The sequence below is a fragment of the Kitasatospora purpeofusca genome, from assembly GCF_034043715.1.
Taxonomy (GTDB): domain Bacteria; phylum Actinomycetota; class Actinomycetes; order Streptomycetales; family Streptomycetaceae; genus Kitasatospora; species Kitasatospora purpeofusca_A.
This window is the reverse complement of sequence record NZ_JAXCLC010000024.1, coordinates 84,104-102,192: the sequence shown is the minus strand read 5'-3', so window position 1 is coordinate 102,192 and position 18,089 is coordinate 84,104. Positions and strand designations below refer to the sequence as shown.

The window sequence follows — 18,089 nt, the reverse complement described above, 5'->3', positions numbered from 1 at the left end:
GCCAGCAGGGCGGCGAGCTCGGTCCGGGAGCCGACACCCAGCTTGGGGAAGGCCCGGTACAGGTGGTGTCCGACCGTCCTCGGGCTGAGGAACAGCTGCGCCGCGATCTCCCGGTTGCTGGCCCCGGTGGCGGCCAGCCGGACCACCTCCCGCTCCTGCGGGCTGAGCAGGCTGATCGGCCCGTCCTGCCGGGTGGTCAGCACGGTCTCCCCACCGGCCGCGCCCAGCTCCGACCTGGCCCGCTCGGCCCAGGGCCGCGCGCCGAGCGCCTCGAAGCCGTCCAGGGCGGCGCGCAACTGCTCGCGGGCGTCGATCTGCCGGCGCAGACGGCGAAGCCACTCCCCGTACAGCAACGCGGTGCGGGCCCGGTCGAACGTGTTCCCGTCCCCGTTCCCGTTCCCGACCCCGTTCCCGACCCCGGCCACGTCTCCGTCCCCTTCCCCGTTCACGTGCCCGGCCTCGTGCAGGGCGAGCGCGGCCGTGAAGTGCTCCTCGGCCGTGCCGTCGGGGCCGGTCAGCGCCCGGCACCGGGCGGCCAGGGCGCCGAGAGCGGGCCGACCCAGCGCGGTGGCCCATTCGTCGAGCACACCCACCGCCTGTGTGGCCCGCTCCGGGCGGCCCGCCCGGACCGCCGCCTCCACCAGGTCTGGCAGCAGGGGCAGACAGAGCAGCGGGTGGCCGACCTCCTGCCGGGCCGCCGCCAGGTCGTCGAAAGCCGCCTGGGCCCGGCCCAGGCCGAGTTCGAGCAGACCCCGGGCCCACAGCGCGTCCGCCGCGGCCCGGCCCACGCCGCGCGGCCGCGCGTACCCGAGGGCCTCCTCGGTCAGGGCCCGGACCCGTTCCTCCTCGCCCCGGACCGCGGCCGGCAGCGCCAGGGCGGCGCGCAGGTGGGAGGCCCGGTGGGCGAGGTCGTGGTACTCGGCCAGCCGGAGCGCCTCGGTACCCCGAGCGGTCGCCTCCTCGTGGCGGCCCAGCGCCAGCTCCGCGCGGACCAGCAGGTCGAGCGTGGTGGGAAGCCAACCGCTGATGCCCTGCTCCCGGCAGTGGGCGACGGCGCCGAGGGCCACCCGGCGGGCGGTCGGGTGATCGCCCGCCTGCAGGCAGTGGATGCCGGTCAGCAGGCGCTCCATCACGCCCGGGGCGTCCGTGCCCGCTGCGTCCGTGCCCGCTGCGTCCGTGCCCGCGTCGCCCGTGGCCGCTTCGTCCGTGGCCGTCACCAGCGGGCGCAGCGCGGCGAGCGCGCCGGGCACGTCGGCGCCGAACAGCCGGGCGGGCACGGCGAGCACGGGCAGCCCGGGGGCGCGGGACGCCACCTCCGCCATCAGCGCCGCGTCCCCGCCCGAGTAGGCCGCGTGGACGGCGTCGACGAGCAGCGAAGCCGTCGCCTCCGGGTGCGCGGCACCGGTCCGGTCCGCGCTGTCGAGCAGGATCCGGGCGGCCGCCGCCGGACTGCGGTAGCCGAGCTCGACCACCGCCCTGGCCCGGGCGAAGCTCGCCGCCACCTCCGGGTCCGCCAGTGGCAGCGGCACCTGGTCGGCGAGGGCGCCGCAGCGCTCGTCCTGGCCCGCGTCGGCGGCCTTCCGGGCGGCCTGGACCAGGCGGCGGGCCCGCAGGTCCCGATCCGCGGTCAGCTGGGCGGCGCGCTCGTACGCCGCGGAGGCGGAGGCCATCGCCTGCCGGTTCCCGGCCCACTCGGCGACCCGCTCCAGCTCCTCGGCGACCCCCTCGTCCGGGCCGGTCGCGGCGGCGGCCAGGTGCCAGGCCCGGCGGTGCGGCTGGCCGGCGTCGCCGAGTGCCCCGGCGAGCGCCCGGTGGGCGGCGATCCGGCGGGCGAGCGGGGCGCTCCGGTACGCGGCGTACCGGACCAGCGGGTGCCGGAAGCGCACCAGTTCGCCGGAGACGACCACCAGCCCGGCCCGCTCGGCCGGTTCGAGGTCCTCGACGCCCGCACCGAGCACCCGAGCGGCCTCCAGCACCGTGCCGAGGCTCCCGGTGTCGTCGGCGGCCGCCACCAGCAGCACCAGCCGCGCGGCCTCGGGCAGTCGCCCGACCTGCTCCAGGAAGCCGTCCTGGATCCGGCCGCGCAGTGCGGCGGCCGTCTCGGGCAGCGCCAGCGGGCCCAGCCGGCCGGCGCGCTGGGCGGGCGTCAGGGCGGCGGACAGCTCGATCAGGGCCAGCGGGTTGCCCCCGGCCTCCTCCATCACCCGATCGGCGACGTACGGGGGCAGCCCGGGGAGCAGTTCGGCGGCGGCCGTACGGTCCAGACCCTCGACGAGCAGTCCCGGCAGGCCCTTCGCGGTGGCGCCCGGCGCCCCGTCGCGGACGGCGAAGAGCATCACGACGCCCTCGGCGCGCAGTCGGCGCGCGGCGAAGGTCAGCATGTCCACCGACGGCTGGTCGACCCACTGCGCGTCGTCGACCAGGCAGAGCAGCGGCCCGTCGGCGGCGGCCTCCGACAGCATGGCGAGCACCGCGAGGCCGACGGTGAAGCCGTCCCGCACCTCGTCGGCGGTGAGCCCGAACACCGCCCGCAGGGCGGCGGCCTGCGCCGGCGGCAGGCCGTCGACGAGGTCCAGCACGGGCAGGAACAGCTGGTGGAGGCCGCCGTAGGCGAGCTCCATCTCCGACTCGATGCCCTCCACCCGCAGTACCCGGGCGTCCGCGGCCTGCCCGGCGGCCCAGTCGAGCAGGGCGCTCTTGCCGATCCCCGCCTCACCGTGGAGCAGCAGTGCGCCGCTGTTCCCCAGGCGGCCGTCCGCCAGCAGCCGGCCGATCCGCTCCCGCTCCGTACTGCGCCCCCGCACGATGTGCCTCTGCTCTGTGTGTCCTGATCGCCCGTACTGGCCCCGCGGGACCGGACGGCGGCGACCGGCGGCCACCCCCGCGATCCTCTCATCAGCGCGTTTGCGCGTTCACGGGCCCCGTCGGCGACGAGCCGGGCGCCCGGCGGCCGACGCCGTCGCACGCCGTGCGGTCGCTCAGGCCCCGCCGGCCGAGCCGTAGGGCCCGTCTTCGAACCCGCACCTGCGGTGCGGCGCCGGGGCACGCACGCCCCCGGCCGAAGGCTGGGGGAACCGCACCGCCCGCCCTACGGGCGGACGGCGGGGGTTCGAAGACTAGCCCTGGGCCGACGCCCGCCGGACGCGGTAGCCCCAGCGCGCGAGCGACCGGACCACGGCCGCGGCGCCGACGGGGTTGGCGCTGTGGACGAACACCTCACCGATCCGGAAGGGCCGTCCGTCGAAGGCGGCCTGCTCCAGCAGGGTCACCACCGGCATGACGGTGTCGTCGCCACCGAGATCGTGGTCGAGCCACAGCTCGTCCACATAGCGGTCGCGGTGCTCCTCCAGGAGCCGGACACCCTCCTGGCTGGTCCGGGCGATCCGGGTGGCCCGGGGCAGCGCCCGCAGGTCGTCCACCCCGAGGACAACGGGCCCGGGCGCGGGGGAATCGTTTCTCATCGGACCATTGTGCGACGGGTAGCGTGACGGGCGTCCGTTCATCCGTTCATCCGTTCGACAGGAGGGGTCGTGGACGTAGCAGAACCTGCCGTTCCGGCACGTGTGACGGCCGCCGAGCGTATCGCCACGGAGCTGGTATTCAGGAAGAGCTGTACCCCTCAAGTGGGCAGGCTGCTCGGCCTGGCCGCGGCTTCGAAACCTGACGGGACCATCGCGGAGAGCGGCACCGGAGTCGGGGTCGGCACCGCATGGCTGCACAGCGGCCTCGGTAAAGGCGCGCGTCTGGTCACGGTGGAGCGGGATGCGCAGCTGGCCCGTCGAGCGGCCGGGGTCTTCTCGGACGACGAGCGGGTGAGCGTCCTCACGGGGGATTGGCGGCTTCTCGAGCGGTACGCCCCCTTCGATGTCTTCTTCTGCGACGGCGGGGGAAAGCGTGACGACCCCCAACGGGTTGTCGAACTGCTCGCCCCGGGTGGCCTTCTCGTCATGGACGACTTCACCCCCTCGTCCGACTGGCCGCCCCGCTACGGCGGCGAGGTGGACGAACTCCGGCTCTTCTACCTCACCCATCCCCTCCTTCGCGCCGCCGAGATCCTCACCACACCCTCCGCCGCGGCGGTTGTCGCGACCCGACGTCCGTAGCGCCACATCCGGAAAGTGAAGCCGGGACGGGCCGGTGACGTGCGGAAACTACAGCGACTCCGGGCGAGTCCGGTGGCACCGGTAGCGCAGGCCGTGGCCGTCCCGCGCTACCGGTTCGCTTCGCCGCCGGCGTCCCGTCGGGTCGCCGGCCGGGGGCCGCTCAGCGCAGGCCGGCGAAGAGGTCGTCCTCGGGAAGCGCGGCACCGGTGGTGTCCTGGACCCGGAGGAAGGTCTCCACCCCCATCAGCTCGGTGAACTTCTCCTTGCCCATCTTCAGGAAGAAGATGTTCTCGCCCTGGCTGGCGTGCGCGGCCAGGGCGTCGAACTTCTGGCCGCCGAACCCGGTGGTGTCCACCCAGGTGGTGATCTCCTCGTCGGGGAGGCCGATCTCGGGCAGCTCCGGCTCCTCGGAGCCCGGCTCCTCCCAGTCAGCGCCGAACTCGCGCATGACCTCGCCGAACCGCGCCATCATCGAGCGCGGGGCCGTCGTCCAGTACACCTTCGGCGTCGCGCCGACCAGCTCCAGCGCCCTGGAGGTGATCCGGTTGGCCTGGATGTGGTCGGGGTGGCCGTAGAAGCCGTTCTCGTCGTACGTCACGACCACGTCGGGCCGGTACGTCCGCATCAGCTCGGCGAGGCGGGCGGCCGCCTCGTCCACCGGCGTCGTCCAGAACGAGCCGGGCGCGTCGTTGGCGGCCCAGCCCATCATCCCGGAGTCCCCGTAGTCGAGCATCTCGAGGTGGCCGACCTTGAGCACCTCGCAGCTGGCCTCGAGCTCCTGACGGCGCATCGCGGCGACGGCCGCCGGGTCGTGCCCCGCCTCCCCGGGCTTGACACCCCCCGGACCGTCTCCGCACGCGCCGTCGGTACAGGTGACGAGCACCGTCCGGATGCCCTCGGCCGCATAGCGGGCGAGCACACCGCCCGTACCGGTGGCCTCGTCGTCGGGGTGGGCGTGCACGGCCATCAGCGTCAGGGGCCGGTCGGTCATGGGAATCGTCCTTCGGTCTGCCGAGTGTTCGGCCTCAGTGTGCGGCACGGGTCCGACAACGGACGGTCGGCCGTGCCTCTGATCGACAGTGGGGAACGACGGAGCCGCCGCCCCTATTCCGGGCGGTCGTTACCTCTCGCGCGGCTCTGACATCATCCGACCGGGCCCGGGTCCGGTCCTGTCCCGCTGTCCGTCGAGCCCGCCGCCGTCCGTCGCCCGCCGCTGCCGGTCCGGCCGCGTCGGGGGCGATTCGGGGCGACGTGCAACCTTTGCGGTCGCGCGGGGGTGAGTAGGGCAGAGCGGCGGTCCGGTGGGGCCGTCGCGCGGATCGCGGAGAGGAATGGGATGACCGCGAGTGCAATACCCGTACCGGTGGAGGACCGGTCCCGGCCGGTCGCGGAGTCGGCTGCCGGGCCGCCTTCCCGGGCGGTTGCCGGGGAGGGTTCCGGTGTGCGGGAGCTGGGCTTCGAGGGGTTCGCCGCCACGCGTTGGCGGCGGCTGGTGCGTACCGCCTACCTGCTGACGGGCGACCACCACGAGGCCGAGGACGTGGTGCAGGCGACGCTGGCGAAGGTGTTCCGGAGCTGGTCGCGGATCAGTCGGCTGGACGAGCCGGACGCCTACGTCCACCGGGCGTTGGTGAACACCAACCTGAGCCGCCACCGGCGGCGCCGGGTCAGGCAGCTGCTGGTGCCCGTCCTCCCTGATCGGGCGCACAGCGCGGGCGCGGGCCACCGCGATGTCGAGGAGCGCTCGGTGCTGCTCCAGGCGCTGGCGGAACTGCCGCCGCGCCAGCGGGCCGTTGTCGTCCTGCGGTACTGGGAGGACATGAGCGAGAACCGGGTCGCCGAGGTGCTCGGCTGCTCGGCGGGCAATGTGAAGAGCCAGGCCAGCCGGGGGCTGGCGAAACTGCGCGGCCATCCGGCGCTGGCCTCGTACGCGGTGGGGTCCGGTTCGACGATCGGCACGAACGGAGGCAACAGGTGATGGACACCGAGGACATGGTGCGCGGCGTGCTGCGGGAGGAGGCGGACGGGCTCGCGGTGGGGGACTGGTCCGCCGGGGCCGTGCAGGTCCACGTGCGCCGGCAGCGGCGGGGCCGCCGCCTGGCGATGGGTGTGTCCGCAGTGGCGGCCGCGCTCGTGGTGGTGGGCGGCACGGGCGTCGCCCTGTCGGCGCGGGACGGGGTCCGGGCCGTGGCGCCGGCGTCGCAGCCCTTGTCGGCGCCGGCCGGGCCGGCGCCCGAGGCCGTGGTCGTGGAGCCCGGCCAGCAGCTGTCGCTGGGCCGCGAGAACTGGTGGATGCAGCTGAACGACCAGGAGGTCTGCATCCACGACGAGCCCGCGTACAAGACCGGTCCTGGGTGCGGCGGGCACTCCTGGGCGGCGGGCGCGACCGAGATCACCATGCAGTACTACGGATTGCCCCCGCAGGACCGGGAGGGTTTCTACAACCTGGTGTACCAGGGGCCCGGGCGGGTTGCCTCGATGGCGATCGAGGTGGACGGCCAGGCGCACTGGGTCACCGTCGCCTCGCTCCCCGGGAGTCCGGGCTTTGCCAGCGGCTTCTTCTGGGGGCCGGCCCTCAAGGAGTCCGGCACCCCGAGCGAGCACCCGCCCGGCGGCATCCGGCTCGCCGCGTACGACGCCGAGGGGAAGGTGCTGGCGAGCAGGACGCTGGGGAGCTGACCCGGCATCGACCGTGCCTGTTACCGCGGAGCGCTCCGCGGGAACAGGCACGGTTCCGCGTACGGACGGCGGATCCCCTACGGCCGACCGCGTCCGGGGCCCGGTCCGGGCCGGCCGGTGCTCGCCCGTCGCACCCGGACCGAGGCGGCGTCGACGATCGCCGACGTCCAGTCCGGCTCACCGCACGCACCCGGCCGGTCCGGTACGGCCCGGTGCAGCCGGCACCACAGCCCGGCCCTCGTCCAGGCGGAGAACCGCCGGTGCGCGGTGGCCGGCGAGACCCCGAACGTCGGGGGCAGGTGCCGCCACGCGCATCCGCTGGTCAGGACGTACACCACTGCGGCGAACACGGCCCGCTCGTCCAGCGGCGCGGTGCCACCGCCCTGGCGACGCGTCGCGAACGACGGCAACAACGGCGCGACCTGGTCCCACAGGCCGTCGGGGACCAGCCGCTGCGACAGATCAGCGCCCACGGAGCAATGATGCCCGCGGCGCGCCCCGGTCCCACGTATTTTTTGTCATGAACGTTACGAATATTGGACTCGTCAACGTCCCCGCTCGGCTCCGGACCGGCGCTGGTCCGGTGCTGGTCCGGCACCGGACCGGCGCTGGTTCAGCGCCGGTTCAGCCACCCGGCCGCTTCCGTCGCCCAGTAGGTGAGTACGATGTCGGCGCCCGCGCGCCGGATCCCGGTGAGCGACTCCAGGACCGTGCGGTCCCGGTCGATCCAGCCGTTCGCCGCCGCGGCCTCGACCATCGCGTACTCGCCGGAGACCTGGTAGGCGGCCACGGGCACGTCCGCGATGTCCTTGACGGCCCGGAGGACGTCCAGGTACGCGCCGGCCGGCTTCACCATGATCATGTCGGCGCCCTCGTCCAGGTCCAGCCGGGCCTCCCGCAGGCCCTCCCGCGCATTGGCCGGATCCTGCTGGTAGGTCTTGCGGTCGCCGACGAGCTGCGAGTCGACCGCCTCGCGGAACGGCCCGTAGAGCGCGGACGCGTACTTGACCGCGTAGGCGAGCACGGCCGCCTCGGAACGGCCCGCCCGGTCCAGCGCGGCGCGGATCACGGCCACCTGGCCGTCCATCATGCCGCTCGGCGCGACGACGTGCGCCCCGGCCTCGACCTGCGCGACGGCCATCTCGGCGTAGATCCGCAGCGTGCGGTCGTTGTCCACCCGACCGTGCTCGTCGAGCACCCCGCAGTGGCCGTGCTCGGTGAACTCGTCGATGCAGACGTCGCCGATGACCACCGTCTCGTCGCCCACCTCGGCCCGCACATCGCGCAGCGCCGCGTTGAGCACGCCGTCCGGGTCGAGGCCGCGGGACCCGTCCGCGTCGTACTCCAGCGGAATCCCGAAGAGGATCACGCCGCCGACTCCGGCCTCCACGGCTTCGACGACCGCTTTGCGCAAGGAGTCGCGCGTGTGCTGAACGACACCGGGCATCGAGCCGATCGGGACCGGTTCGGTGGCGCCCTCCTTGACGAACAGGGGCAGCACCAGGTGGCGCGGTTCCAGAGTGGTCTCGGCGACCAGGCGTCGCAGGGCGGGGGTACGCCGAAGCCGTCGCGGGCGCTGTTCCGGAAACACCGATGTCCTCCTTGGGATCGACTGTCCTCCAGCCTACGACCGCCCCGGCGCGCGGTCGGACGCCACCACCGAGACACCGCAACCGAGTTGGTCGCACCGGCGGGCCCGGCCGGGTATCCGCCCCGGTGTCCGCTCCGGCGCTCGCCCCGGACCGTCCTTCGACCACGACCGGCCAAGTTCGGAACGGCGAAAGCCACTTGGGGCGATCACAAGCTCCGTGTACGTCTTCCCGCCTAGGCTCATTCCCGGACATGAGGGAGTGAACCTGTGCGAACCGGCGGAGGTGAGGCGCGACGGAACCCGCTGGACGCTGGAATACGGGCGGGGCGTGCGGGTCGCGGGGCCCGCACGCACCGGCCCGGCCGACGGCAGCGGGACCGTGATCACCTTCTGGCCCGATGCCGAGATCTTCGAGACGCTGACGCTCTCGTTCGAAACACTGGCCGATCACTTCAGGGAACAGGCCTTCCTGAACCGTGACTTGGACATCACCCTGGCCGACGACCGCGACCCCGGGGCACCCAGGGCAGTCCGCTTCTGCTTCCCAGGCGGAGCAAGGGACTGGATCGCGCAACAGAGCACCACACCCCACCCGGACGTGTTCGGCTTCGAGCGTGAGTACTCCGAGATGGAGGGAACCGTGGAGTCGCCCTGTGCTGGGGCGACTCCGGCGACGAGCGGGTCACCAGCTATGCCAACAGCCGGCCGACCGCCGGAGGCGGCACCCACGAACTCGGCTTCCGCGACGGCCTGGTGGCCGCGCTCACGGCGTACGCCCGGGAGCAGCGCCTACTCACCCCCTCCGACCCCGACCTGGCCCCCACCCGGCTCGGCGCGGGGCTGACGGCCATCGTGTCGGTGAAGCTCGACCGGCCCGAGTTCGAGGGCGCCACCCGCGGCCACCTGGGCAACGGGCCCGTCCGCGGCTGCGTCGCCGAGGCCGTCCGGGAGCACCTGACCACCTGGCTCCGCACCGACCCCGAGCGCGCGACGGCCGTGCTCCCCCGAGCCCTGGCGACCACCCACGGCTGACGGCCCCGAAATACCGAAGCCCAGGCCGGAGCCGCCGCCTGGCCTGGGCTTTTTCGGATGACACGGACGGCGTGGCCGCCGCCGTGCGCCACCGGTGGTCGCCAGGAGAACTGCCCCGCCGAGGGGGCCGGGGACGGGGCATGATTCGTACCGTGCAGAACGAAGCGGACCATCGGGAGCGGGCGCGGTTCACCCTGGTCGAGAGCGGTGGCCGCCGCACCTGGGGAACATGTGCCGAAGCGGAGGGCCTGTTCGGCGAGCCACGGTACGGGACGTACGAGTTGTTCGGCTGGACTCCGGAGGCCGGCGGGCCGCGTGGCTGGGCCGGCCGCAGCGTGTGGCTGGTGCCGGACGACGTGGCGCTCGGCCCTTGGCTGCTGGAGGACGCCCGGACACTCGAGTACGACCCGGGCCCGGGCGGCCTGGTGATCACCGGCCTGGACGACTACGAGGGCCCGCCCGATGGCCGCCGGGGCCGCGTCCGTCTTCACGACGGGCGCCGATGGCTGGGGACCTGCCGCGAATTCACCCGGGTCCTGCCGGCCCGGCACCAGGCGGTCCCGCTCGTGCTCCGGGGGCTCGCGCCGAGCGAAGGTCTCCGTACGCGCCTTGCGCGGGGCACGCGATCCGCACGGGACCTGGACCACGCCGTCCTGGAGATCCGGGACGACGGGGGAGTGCTGCTCACCGACCGGTCGGTGGGGGCCAGGATCGCGGCTTGGCGGCCGTCCTCCCGCGGTACGGGCCTGATCGACCTGGAACTCGACGGCGACCTCTGCGCACCCGTCCCCGCCCACGCCCGGCCCGTCTGGGAACAGTGGCTCGCCGGGCTGTCGGACGCCCCCGGGTCATGGGCCCGCTTGGACACCCGCCGTCGTGACGCCTGGCTCGACCTTGCCCGTGACCGGGCCTGCCGACGCACCCACCGTGACCGGCCGGCCGGTCACGCCTACGAACTCGACGGCCGGAACATCACCGACCAGCCCGGCCTCTACCTGGCCCTCGGCGAGGCGGTGAACGGACCGGGCGGCTACTTCGGCGGCTGCCTGGACGGTCTCGTCGACTGCCTGCGCGGAACCTTCGGTTGCACCACCCCCGCGACCATCCTCTGGCGGGACGCCTACATCGCCCGCACGCACCTGTCCCACACGCTCGGACCCGGAGGACAGCCCCGCGACCTGTTCGCCACCACCCTCGACGTCCTCGCCGAGGCGGGCATCCGGGTCACCCTCCGGTAGCGGCGGTCCGCCCGCCGCACCTACGGGTCCGGACCCGGACCCCGGACCCGGGCACCGGCGCCGAGCAGGTCATGCCGGGCGGGTGGCGCTTACACGGTGTCGCGGCGTCCGCACGAGGGTGGCGGAGACCGCGGCGATGCGGAGGACCCGGAGCAGGGCGCGCGGGCCGAGGGGGCCGCCCGGGGCGGCTCGGCCGACAAGCCCGCGCCCCGGCGGCAGCGGACCGGCCGCGCAATGCCGCTGCCCGCAGGGGTTATGCCGGAATCCCGCCGACGGCTGCCGCTACCGCAGCAGGAAGTCGTAGACCGCCTGTCGTCCGGCCGGATTCTCGGCCCGGCTCTGCACCGAATGCGCCGCGCCCGGGACGATCACGACCTGCGGGTTGTGTGCCGACTCGGCCTGCTCGTAGATCAATTCGTACGGCGTGGAGAGGTCCCGGTCGCCGCCGAGCAGCAGCACCGGCACGTTCGGCAGCCGTTGGTGCTCCGGCGGCGCCGGCGGCACCTGCTCGCGCGGCCAGTGGAGGCAGACCAGCATGCTGCCGAGCCCGGTCGCGGTCGCCGGGTCGTAGGGCCAGGTCTGTTCGGCGGTGAGCCGCCTGCGGGTGCGTTCCAACGCCGCCGCGCGGCCCGGGACAGGGGTGTCGGTGGTGCCCCAGGGGAAGCGCGAGTCGGCGCAGAGGGTGGCGGAGTGCAGTCCCTGGCTGAGTTCCTCGGCCGGGGCGGAGTCGACCTGCTGGTGGACGAACTCGAAGAAGTCCAGGAGCTTCTCGGGCCGCCCGGCGGCGGCCTCGTGCAGGATCTCCGGAACCCCGCCGTAGTCCGGGTCGACGAACTCGTAACCGGTGAGCGCAGCGAGGATCCGTGCCCCGTTGCCGTAGCGCCGGACGGTGGCGGCGAGGTCGGCGGCCGGATCGGTGGCGCAGCCGGTGGCCCGGCAGGCGGCGCGCAGCACCCGGGCGCTCGCGGGCAGCGCGGCCAGGTCGAGGGGGTCGAAACCCTGCTGCGGCACCACCGAGTCGAGCACCAGCCGCGCCACGCGCGCCGGGTGCGCGAGCGCGTACCGCTCGGCGACGAAGCTGCCGTACGAGACCCCGTCCAGGGTCAGGCGCCGGGCACCGAGGGCGCGGCGCAGCAGGTCGATGTCGGCGACGGTGTCCGCCGTGCTGTAGTGGCGGGCGTCGGGGCCAAGGACGGCTGCGCAGTCCGCGATCGACCGCCGGCGCGGCACGGCGAGGTCGGAGGAGCCCATGTCCGCCTGCAGGCCGGGGCACTGCAACGCGCCCCGGCCGGTGCCGCGCTGGTCGAACATCACCAGGCGGTAGTCCTTGAGGACGGGCTCCAGCCTCTCGGCCATCCGCCTCATGGCCGGGACGCCGGGCTGGCCTGGGCCGCCGGTGAGGAACAGCAGGTCGCCCCTGGGGGCCGCGGTGTTGCCGGTGACGGCCACCTGGAGGCCGAGGGTGCCGGGAGTGGCGCCGCTGTGGTCGAACGGGACGGTGAGGGTCCCGCAGATGAACTCGGGAGCCTGCGGGCAGGGCGCCTGCCCGGTGATCCCGCCCCCGGCGTGGGGCCCACCGGCCGTGGCGGCGAACCCGGCCGAAGGAGCGGTCAGGGCGTTCCCGACGACCACCGCCACGACACCCAACAGGGCGACGACACGCCCCCGCATGCTCGTCATGCTCGTCCTTCCGATCGGGCCGGGCCCGTGCCGGCACGGCGACGGAAGCAGCCTGCCCCCGGGCACACGTCGACGGCCCACCTCCAGCGCGCGACGCGACCGGGAACCGACCACCAGAACCCGAACGGCCCCGGAACGCGGACACACCCCCCGCCGTTCGGGTCCGACGGCGCGGCGGAGGTGGTGGTGGAGTTGCCTGGAGCCGTCCCTCCTCGGATCAGCCGCGCAGGGAGGCGATGGCCTTCTCGATGCGCCGCTGGCGTGTCTCCGGCTTCTTCGCGCTCTCGACGGCGCGCACATGCTCGCGCTTCCGGCTGAACGAGAGGTGGTCGTAAGCGGCGCGCGCGGCAGGGTCGTCGTCCAGAGCCTGGGCGAAGTCCGCGGGCTCGACGACGACGCGCGGCTCCGCGTCGAGTTCAAGCTCGACCTCGACCTCCTCGCCGATCTCGACCTCGGCGGCCTGCCGGTTGGCGTTGCTGAGGCCGAGCAGGTGCCGGCCGCGCAGGATGGCGACCCGGCTGCGCCAGGAATGCCCGTTGACCGTGATCGTCACCGGCGGCCGCGCGCCGCCGCCGAGCGCCGCCACCACCTCGGGCGGGACCTCCAGTCCCCGCATGGGCTCGGGCGGTTCGACGAGGGTGTGGAACTTCACGGGACGCTCCTCGGTGATCGGTGCGGCCGGTGTCGGCCACGATCACAGCTTCTCGCGGCTGCGGTGGGCGCACATCCGTACCGACCACGGAGACCATCACGGAGCCGGCGGCACGTGCGGACACGCTGGGGACCGTGGCCGCCCACAGGAATGCCGGGGCGGTCGCCCTCCTGGAGTGTTTCCGACCTTGGGTCCCAGGTTTTGAGACAGGGCTTGAGGGTCGGGCTCAAGGACTTCTCCATCTGCTGGAACTCGCCCGGGCATCCTGCCGCCGGCTCGGGCGGCAGGATGCCGTCGGGGTTGCGCTCGGTTGCGACGACCGGGGCGTACTGGTCGGGGTCCGAGCCGTAGAGCCAGCACATCCAGTTGGAGAAGCGTTGGGCCTTCCGGTTCATCGCCTTCCGCTACTAGCAGCGCTCCGTCATCGGGACGCCCAGGCGCAGCAGTTCGTCGGCGTCCTCGGGCACGGCGGCCGGGCGGCGGTGGTGGGGTTCATCGGCTGGTCGTCTCCTGGGCGACGTGGGTGGTCAGCGGGAGGCGGAGAGACCTCCGGCTCGATGGCGGGACGAAATCTCCTGCTCCCGCGTCCGGCGCTCCGTACGGGAGGTGGCGGTGGGGCATCTCAGGCTTCTACCAGGGCGCGCGGGTCCACCGAGTTGTCCCAGCCGTGGGTGGAGAACCCCCGCCCGCCGCCGCCGAGGTAGGCCGTGAGGGCGGCGTGCGAGGTGGGGAACATCGGGGTGGGCAGCGTCCGGACGTCCATCCAGAGGACGGCGAGGTGCTTGTCCGGCTCGGTGTTCGCCAGCTCGCCGCTCCAGGACGTCGTGGCGAACACCGAGAGCAGGAACGGGCCCTTGCCGTCCCACCCGGCCCTGACCTGGATGGTGTGGACCAGCCGCAGCTCCTCGGGGGCGACGGCCAGGCCCGTCTCCTCGTGCAGCTCGCGGGCGGCGGCCTCGTCCAGCCGCTCGCCCTCCTCGACCTTGCCGCCGGGGACCGTCCAGGCGGGCACCGTGGACCAGGAGTTGTTGGCGTAGTGGATGCAGGCGACCTTGCCCGCCTTCTCGTCGTGGACGATGACGCACACGGCCTGACGCAGGGACTGCACGGGGGACTCCATCGGGTAGAGGGGAAAGCGGTGTGCACCTGAAAGGGTTCGGGTCGCGCAGGAGGTCGAGTACGGCGCGGGCGCAGCCGAGGACATCCTCGTCGCGCTGGTGGTCCAAGGCCCGGCGGAGAGCGGGTGGGGCGCGCTCAACCGGCCCACCCGACGGTGGACAGGGTGCTGCCGCGGGTGATCCCGGCGAGCGCGTGCGCGGTGTAGGGCACGGTGTCGTCCGGCAGCCCGTCCAGCGGCCACCAGCGCAGTTCGCCGCACTTGTCCGGCTCCGCGTTTCGGAGCCGGCCGTTGTACCGGGTGGGGCGGAAGAACAACTGGAGGCGGCTGCGGCCGTCGTCGGCATCGAGGTGGTGCAGGGTGTGGACGAGCAGGAGGTCGTCCTCGGCGATGGTGATGCCGAGTTCCTCCTCGGCCTCGCGGGTCATGGAGCGGGTGACCGGTTCGCCGCGCTCCATGTGCCCGGCCGGCAGGTGCCACATCCCGGCGGCGTAGCGGGTGTTGCGGCGCCGGCCGAGCAGCACGCGGTGGGCCTCGGTCAGGACGAGGTGGACGCCGACGACCAGGGCCGGCGGATCCGTCCTGGACGCCGGGGCCGTGGTGAGGCGGATGTCGTCGCGGGGGTTCACGCGGTCCTCCCGGAGGTCTGGTCGGCGGTGGTGGCAAGGAGCGGCAAGGAGCGGCAGGCAGTGGCCGCCGGGGTACTCCCACAGGCCCGGCAGGACGTCGTCGGCGGCCCGGTGGATCATCAGGAACCGGCCCGAGGCGTCGCGGACCACGACGCCGACGCCGATCCGTTCGATGCCCTCGTGGGCGGCGCGTTCGGTGAGTACCTCGAAGTCGATCAATGAAGGGGCTCCTCGGTGTCGGGGGGCGTGACCGGGCGGTCAGGAGCGTGACGACCTCCAGCAGCGGGTGGTGTTCGAGCACATGGCGCCAGGCATCGGCGTCGTGCGCGGCAAGTAAGCCTTCTTGCAGCGCAGTTGGACGGCTTCAAGTGGTCGGTGACGACTGATGATGGTGCTGTTCGATTCTGGCGTTCAAGCGGTTTTCCGCCGGTCGAGCCCGGGTCGAACGGGGATTTTTCGATTAGCCCCGCGCGTGCTCCAGGGGCCCTCCCGGTCGACGGCGGAGGGCGTCCGGCAGGCGCTGAGCCCAGTGCACAGGCGGGCGACAGCCCGTTCGAGTGCCGCCGCCCCGGTCGGGGTCGGGACCACGGCGGAGGTCTCCCGGGTCTGCGGGTCGCGCAGTGCGCAGCCATCGCCGGATTCACCCGTTCGGCTGGTCAACTGATCCAGGAGGTTTCGCGCGACCGGACCCGCAGCTATCCACTTGAAGAATTCTTCACATTCATAGATGCTGCATCCTTGTACGGAGAGGTTCAGCACGGTCGGCCGCCACCGGCGGCCGGCACAGGGAGGGTGACGATGGGCGACGTGTTCGACGAGGAACTGCGCGAGCAGCTGGCCGAGGCCCGCAGGATGCGGGCCCGAGCAGGGGAAGCCGGCGACGAGGACGGCGCCCAGGCGTACGCGGGCCGGGTGACCCAGTTGCTGCGGATCGCCGCCCACCACGGCATCGCCGTGGCGCACACCGTGGACGAAGAGGAAGAGGACTGAGCGCTATGGCCGTCCCGCTGTACCAGGCCAAGGCGGAGTTCTTCCGCACCCTCGGCCACCCCGTGCGGATCAGGGTCCTGGAGCTCCTCCAGGACGGCCCGCGCCCGGTGCGCGAGCTGCTGGCCGCGATCGAGGTCGAGCCGTCGAACCTCTCCCAGCAGCTCGCCGTGCTGCGCCGCACCCAGCTGGTGACGGCGACCCGGGAGGGCAATACCGTGGTCTACGCGCTGAGCACCCCGGATGTGGCCGAGCTGCTGCGCGCGGCCCGGCGGATCCTCACCGAGATGATCACCGATCAGGGCAGGCTTCTCGCCGAGCTGCGCGAGCCGCAGCGGCAGGCGCACGGGGCATGAGCGGGACTGCCGACACGATCACGCCCACCTCCGCGTTCACGGCCTTCGCCCGGCGGGCGGAGGCGCGGCTGCGCGCGGTGCTGCCGAACCGGGCGGTGCTGGCGACGATGGGCCGCTCGCCGCGCAAGGACCTGCTGGCGGGCCTGACGGTGGCGATCGTCGCGCTGCCGCTGGCACTCGGTTTCGGCGTGGCCTCCGGCGCGGGGGCCGAGGCCGGGCTTGCCACCGCGGTGGTGGCCGGCGCGCTGGCCGCGTTCTTCGGCGGCTCCAACCTCCAGGTGACCGGGCCGACCGGGGCGATGACCGTCGTCCTGGTCCCGATCGTCCACCGGTACGGCACCGCCGGAGTCCTGACGGTCGGGCTGCTGGCCGGCGTACTGCTGACCGCCGCCGCGCTCGGCGGCGTAGGACGCTTCATGGCGTACGTGCCGGCCCCGGTGGTGGAAGGCTTCACCTTGGGCATCGCCGCCGTGATCGGCCTCCAGCAGGTGCCCGCCGCGCTCGGCGTGGAAGCCTCCGGCGCGGCGAACGTCGCGGTCGCCGCCTGGGACGCGGTCGTCGGCTTCGCGCGCACCCCGCACCTGGTGGCACTCGCCCTGGCGGCCGGGGTCGCGGCGGCGATGCTGATCGGTGCCCGGTGGCGCCCGGGTGTCCCGTTCTCGCTGCCGGCAGTGGCCGCTGCCACCCTGGTCACCGGCCTGGCCGGCCTGGACACGGCCACGATCGGGCACCTGCCCTCCGGACTTCCCGCCCCCTCGCTGGCCTTCCTGCACCTCGGCGAGGTTCCGCACCTCGCCACCGCGGCCCTGGCCGTGGCCGCGCTGGCCGCGTTGGAGTCACTGATGTCGGCGACGGCGGCGGACGCGATGAGCGTCTCCGAGCGCCACGACAGCGACCGCGAACTGTTCGGCCAGGGCATCGCCAACCTCGTCGTCCCGTTGTTCGGCGGTGTCGCCGCGACCGGCGCGATCGCCCGCACCGCGGTCAACGTCCGCTCCGGTGCCGCCTCCCGCCTCGCCGCGCTCGTCCACGCCGCCGTGCTGGCCGTGGTGGTGTTCGCCGCCGCCCCGCTCGTCTCCGGTGTCCCGCTGGCCGCACTCGCCGGAGTGCTGATCGCCACCGCCGTGCGCATGGTCGAGGTCGCCTCGCTGCGGGCGCTGGCCCGCAGCGGCCGGGGCGAGGCCGCGATCCTGGCCCTGACCGCCGGTGCGACCCTTGCCTTCGACCTGGTCACCGCCGTCGTCGTCGGCCTGCTGGTCGCCGGCGCGCTGGCCCTGCGCCAGGTCGCCCGATCCGCCGCCCTCACCAAGGTGGCACTGCACGAGGGCCTGCCTCCGGCCGACCACCACGCCGAGGAACAGGCCCTGCTCGCCGACCACATCGTCGCCTACCGCATCGACGGCCCCGTCTTCTTCGCCGGCGCCCACCGCTTCCTCCTCGAACTCGCCGAGACCACCGACGTCAAGGCCGTCATCCTGCGCCTGTCACGCGTCAGCGCGATCGACGCCACCGGCGCCCTGGTGCTCGGGGACGCCATCACCAAGCTGGAGCGGCGAAACATCCTGGTCCTGGTCTCCGGTGCGCACGAGGACCACCTGAAGACGCTCGACGCACTCGGCGTGCTCGACGCCCTGCACGCCGAACACCGGGTCTTCGCCGCCACCCCCGAGGCCATCGGCTACGCCCGCCGCCACCTGACCGGCGTACAGGCCGCCGCGGCGGAAGAGGGACGGTGGTGACCCGCACCCGGCGCGCCTTCGGGCCGCCACGACGAACCCGACCCCGCACCGGTACCCGACCCCGCGCCGGTACCCGCGCCGGCGGCGAGGCCCGGGAGCGCCCCGGCCCCCGGCCGGCCCCCCACACACACACAAACCTCAAGGAGTACCGATGAGCTCGGCCGGCAGGGACGAGAAGCAGCGCCGCAAAGCCATGCTGATCCGCGCCTCGATCTACATCGCCGGCACACACCTGTTCGCCGGCTTCGTCATCCTGCTCTTCGCGCTCGGCAACCGCCACTGACCG

General features: G+C 73.8%; 19 protein-coding genes. 9 read left to right on the top strand and 10 right to left on the bottom strand.

What is annotated here, in order from left to right; all coding sequences use genetic code 11:
- Together SM793_RS15040 and SM793_RS15035 are read right to left on the bottom strand one after the other, a co-directional pair.
- Positions 1 to 2,804 (bottom strand): helix-turn-helix transcriptional regulator (locus tag SM793_RS15040; RefSeq protein WP_320438676.1); only part of this gene is annotated, 2,804 nt, incomplete at its 3' end.
- Between the two features lie 312 nt (positions 2,805 to 3,116).
- Positions 3,117 to 3,461 (bottom strand): cyclic-phosphate processing receiver domain-containing protein, encoded by a 345-nt coding sequence (locus tag SM793_RS15035; RefSeq protein ID WP_320438675.1) that lies wholly within the window; start codon positions 3,459 to 3,461, stop codon positions 3,117 to 3,119.
- A gap of 69 nt (positions 3,462 to 3,530) precedes the next feature.
- Between SM793_RS15035 and SM793_RS15030 the strand changes: the two genes are divergently transcribed.
- Positions 3,531 to 4,103 (top strand): class I SAM-dependent methyltransferase, encoded by a 573-nt coding sequence (locus tag SM793_RS15030; RefSeq protein ID WP_320438674.1) that lies wholly within the window; start codon positions 3,531 to 3,533, stop codon positions 4,101 to 4,103.
- Positions 4,104 to 4,263: 160 nt separating this feature from the next.
- Here SM793_RS15030 and SM793_RS15025 read toward each other — a convergent pair whose 3' ends face one another.
- Positions 4,264 to 5,094, bottom strand: coding sequence for a PIG-L family deacetylase (locus tag SM793_RS15025; RefSeq protein ID WP_320438673.1), 831 nt, complete (start codon positions 5,092 to 5,094; stop codon positions 4,264 to 4,266).
- Between the two features lie 450 nt (positions 5,095 to 5,544).
- On the opposite strand from SM793_RS15025, the gene SM793_RS15020 reads away from it, so the two are divergent.
- Positions 5,545 to 6,081, top strand: coding sequence for a SigE family RNA polymerase sigma factor (locus tag SM793_RS15020; protein WP_320438672.1), 537 nt, complete (start codon positions 5,545 to 5,547; stop codon positions 6,079 to 6,081).
- The gene (locus SM793_RS15015; RefSeq protein WP_320438671.1) at positions 6,081 to 6,782 is read left to right on the top strand and encodes a hypothetical protein; all 702 of its coding nucleotides are present in this window, start codon (positions 6,081 to 6,083) and stop codon (positions 6,780 to 6,782) included. Before SM793_RS15020 ends, SM793_RS15015 begins: the two co-directional genes overlap by 1 nt.
- Positions 6,783 to 6,859: 77 nt before the next feature.
- Here the strand turns inward: SM793_RS15015 and SM793_RS15010 are convergent, their stop codons facing one another.
- Both SM793_RS15010 and hemB read right to left on the bottom strand, forming a co-directional pair.
- Positions 6,860 to 7,255 carry a transposase gene (locus tag SM793_RS15010; protein ID WP_320438670.1) on the bottom strand — a complete coding sequence of 132 codons (396 nt, stop codon included), beginning with the start codon at positions 7,253 to 7,255 and terminating at the stop codon, positions 6,860 to 6,862.
- A 140-nt stretch (positions 7,256 to 7,395) separates the two neighbouring features.
- The gene (gene hemB / locus SM793_RS15005) at positions 7,396 to 8,373 is read right to left on the bottom strand and encodes a porphobilinogen synthase (RefSeq protein WP_320438669.1); all 978 of its coding nucleotides are present in this window, start codon (positions 8,371 to 8,373) and stop codon (positions 7,396 to 7,398) included.
- Positions 8,374 to 9,024: 651 nt separating this feature from the next.
- Here hemB and SM793_RS15000 point away from each other — a divergent pair.
- Positions 9,025 to 9,405: a hypothetical protein gene (locus SM793_RS15000; protein WP_320438682.1), complete on the top strand. Its 381-nt coding sequence runs from the start codon at positions 9,025 to 9,027 to the stop codon at positions 9,403 to 9,405.
- A gap of 140 nt (positions 9,406 to 9,545) precedes the next feature.
- Positions 9,546 to 10,643, top strand: a complete 1,098-nt coding sequence (locus tag SM793_RS14995; RefSeq protein ID WP_320438668.1) for a barstar family protein — start codon at positions 9,546 to 9,548, stop codon at positions 10,641 to 10,643.
- A 282-nt stretch (positions 10,644 to 10,925) separates the two neighbouring features.
- Here the strand turns inward: SM793_RS14995 and SM793_RS14990 are convergent, their stop codons facing one another.
- The 5 genes from SM793_RS14990 to SM793_RS14975 form a co-directional block, all read right to left on the bottom strand.
- Positions 10,926 to 12,323, bottom strand: coding sequence for an alpha/beta hydrolase (locus tag SM793_RS14990; RefSeq protein ID WP_320438667.1), 1,398 nt, complete (start codon positions 12,321 to 12,323; stop codon positions 10,926 to 10,928).
- Between the two features lie 217 nt (positions 12,324 to 12,540).
- Positions 12,541 to 12,975, bottom strand: a complete 435-nt coding sequence (locus tag SM793_RS14985; protein WP_320438666.1) for a YdeI/OmpD-associated family protein — start codon at positions 12,973 to 12,975, stop codon at positions 12,541 to 12,543.
- Positions 12,972 to 13,370 (bottom strand): DUF4344 domain-containing metallopeptidase, encoded by a 399-nt coding sequence (locus SM793_RS36420; RefSeq protein WP_413815965.1) that lies wholly within the window; start codon positions 13,368 to 13,370, stop codon positions 12,972 to 12,974. Before SM793_RS36420 ends, SM793_RS14985 begins: the two co-directional genes overlap by 4 nt.
- Before the next feature lie 227 nt (positions 13,371 to 13,597).
- Positions 13,598 to 14,083, bottom strand: coding sequence for an NUDIX domain-containing protein (locus SM793_RS14980; protein WP_320438665.1), 486 nt, complete (start codon positions 14,081 to 14,083; stop codon positions 13,598 to 13,600).
- 146 nt (positions 14,084 to 14,229) lie between these two features.
- Positions 14,230 to 14,940 (bottom strand): NUDIX domain-containing protein, encoded by a 711-nt coding sequence (locus SM793_RS14975; protein ID WP_320438664.1) that lies wholly within the window; start codon positions 14,938 to 14,940, stop codon positions 14,230 to 14,232.
- A 579-nt stretch (positions 14,941 to 15,519) separates the two neighbouring features.
- On the opposite strand from SM793_RS14975, the gene SM793_RS14970 reads away from it, so the two are divergent.
- From SM793_RS14970 to SM793_RS14955, 4 genes are all read left to right on the top strand, one after another.
- Positions 15,520 to 15,711, top strand: a complete 192-nt coding sequence (locus SM793_RS14970) for a hypothetical protein (RefSeq protein WP_320438663.1) — start codon at positions 15,520 to 15,522, stop codon at positions 15,709 to 15,711.
- A 5-nt stretch (positions 15,712 to 15,716) separates the two neighbouring features.
- On the top strand, positions 15,717 to 16,064 hold the full coding sequence (locus SM793_RS14965; protein ID WP_320438662.1) for a metalloregulator ArsR/SmtB family transcription factor: 348 nt from the start codon (positions 15,717 to 15,719) through the stop codon (positions 16,062 to 16,064).
- The gene (locus SM793_RS14960) at positions 16,061 to 17,803 is read left to right on the top strand and encodes a SulP family inorganic anion transporter (protein WP_413815964.1); all 1,743 of its coding nucleotides are present in this window, start codon (positions 16,061 to 16,063) and stop codon (positions 17,801 to 17,803) included. The genes SM793_RS14965 and SM793_RS14960 overlap by 4 nt, the downstream gene beginning before the upstream one ends.
- Positions 17,804 to 17,954: 151 nt before the next feature.
- Positions 17,955 to 18,086 (top strand): DUF6126 family protein, encoded by a 132-nt coding sequence (locus tag SM793_RS14955; protein WP_320438661.1) that lies wholly within the window; start codon positions 17,955 to 17,957, stop codon positions 18,084 to 18,086.
- Positions 18,087 to 18,089 lie beyond the last annotated feature (3 nt).

Coding starts and splice junctions, on each gene's coding strand:
- SM793_RS15035 (WP_320438675.1), bottom strand. CDS start 3,461: ATGAGAAACGATTCCCCCGCGCCCGGGCCCGTTGTCCTCGGGGTGGAC.
- SM793_RS15025 (WP_320438673.1), bottom strand. CDS start 5,094: ATGACCGACCGGCCCCTGACGCTGATGGCCGTGCACGCCCACCCCGAC.
- SM793_RS15015 (WP_320438671.1), top strand. CDS start 6,081: ATGGACACCGAGGACATGGTGCGCGGCGTGCTGCGGGAGGAGGCGGAC.
- SM793_RS14995 (WP_320438668.1), top strand. CDS start 9,546: ATGATTCGTACCGTGCAGAACGAAGCGGACCATCGGGAGCGGGCGCGG.
- SM793_RS14990 (WP_320438667.1), bottom strand. CDS start 12,323: ATGACGAGCATGCGGGGGCGTGTCGTCGCCCTGTTGGGTGTCGTGGCG.
- SM793_RS36420 (WP_413815965.1), bottom strand. CDS start 13,370: ATGAACCGGAAGGCCCAACGCTTCTCCAACTGGATGTGCTGGCTCTAC.
- SM793_RS14970 (WP_320438663.1), top strand. CDS start 15,520: ATGGGCGACGTGTTCGACGAGGAACTGCGCGAGCAGCTGGCCGAGGCC.
- SM793_RS14965 (WP_320438662.1), top strand. CDS start 15,717: ATGGCCGTCCCGCTGTACCAGGCCAAGGCGGAGTTCTTCCGCACCCTC.
- SM793_RS14960 (WP_413815964.1), top strand. CDS start 16,061: ATGAGCGGGACTGCCGACACGATCACGCCCACCTCCGCGTTCACGGCC.
- SM793_RS14955 (WP_320438661.1), top strand. CDS start 17,955: ATGAGCTCGGCCGGCAGGGACGAGAAGCAGCGCCGCAAAGCCATGCTG.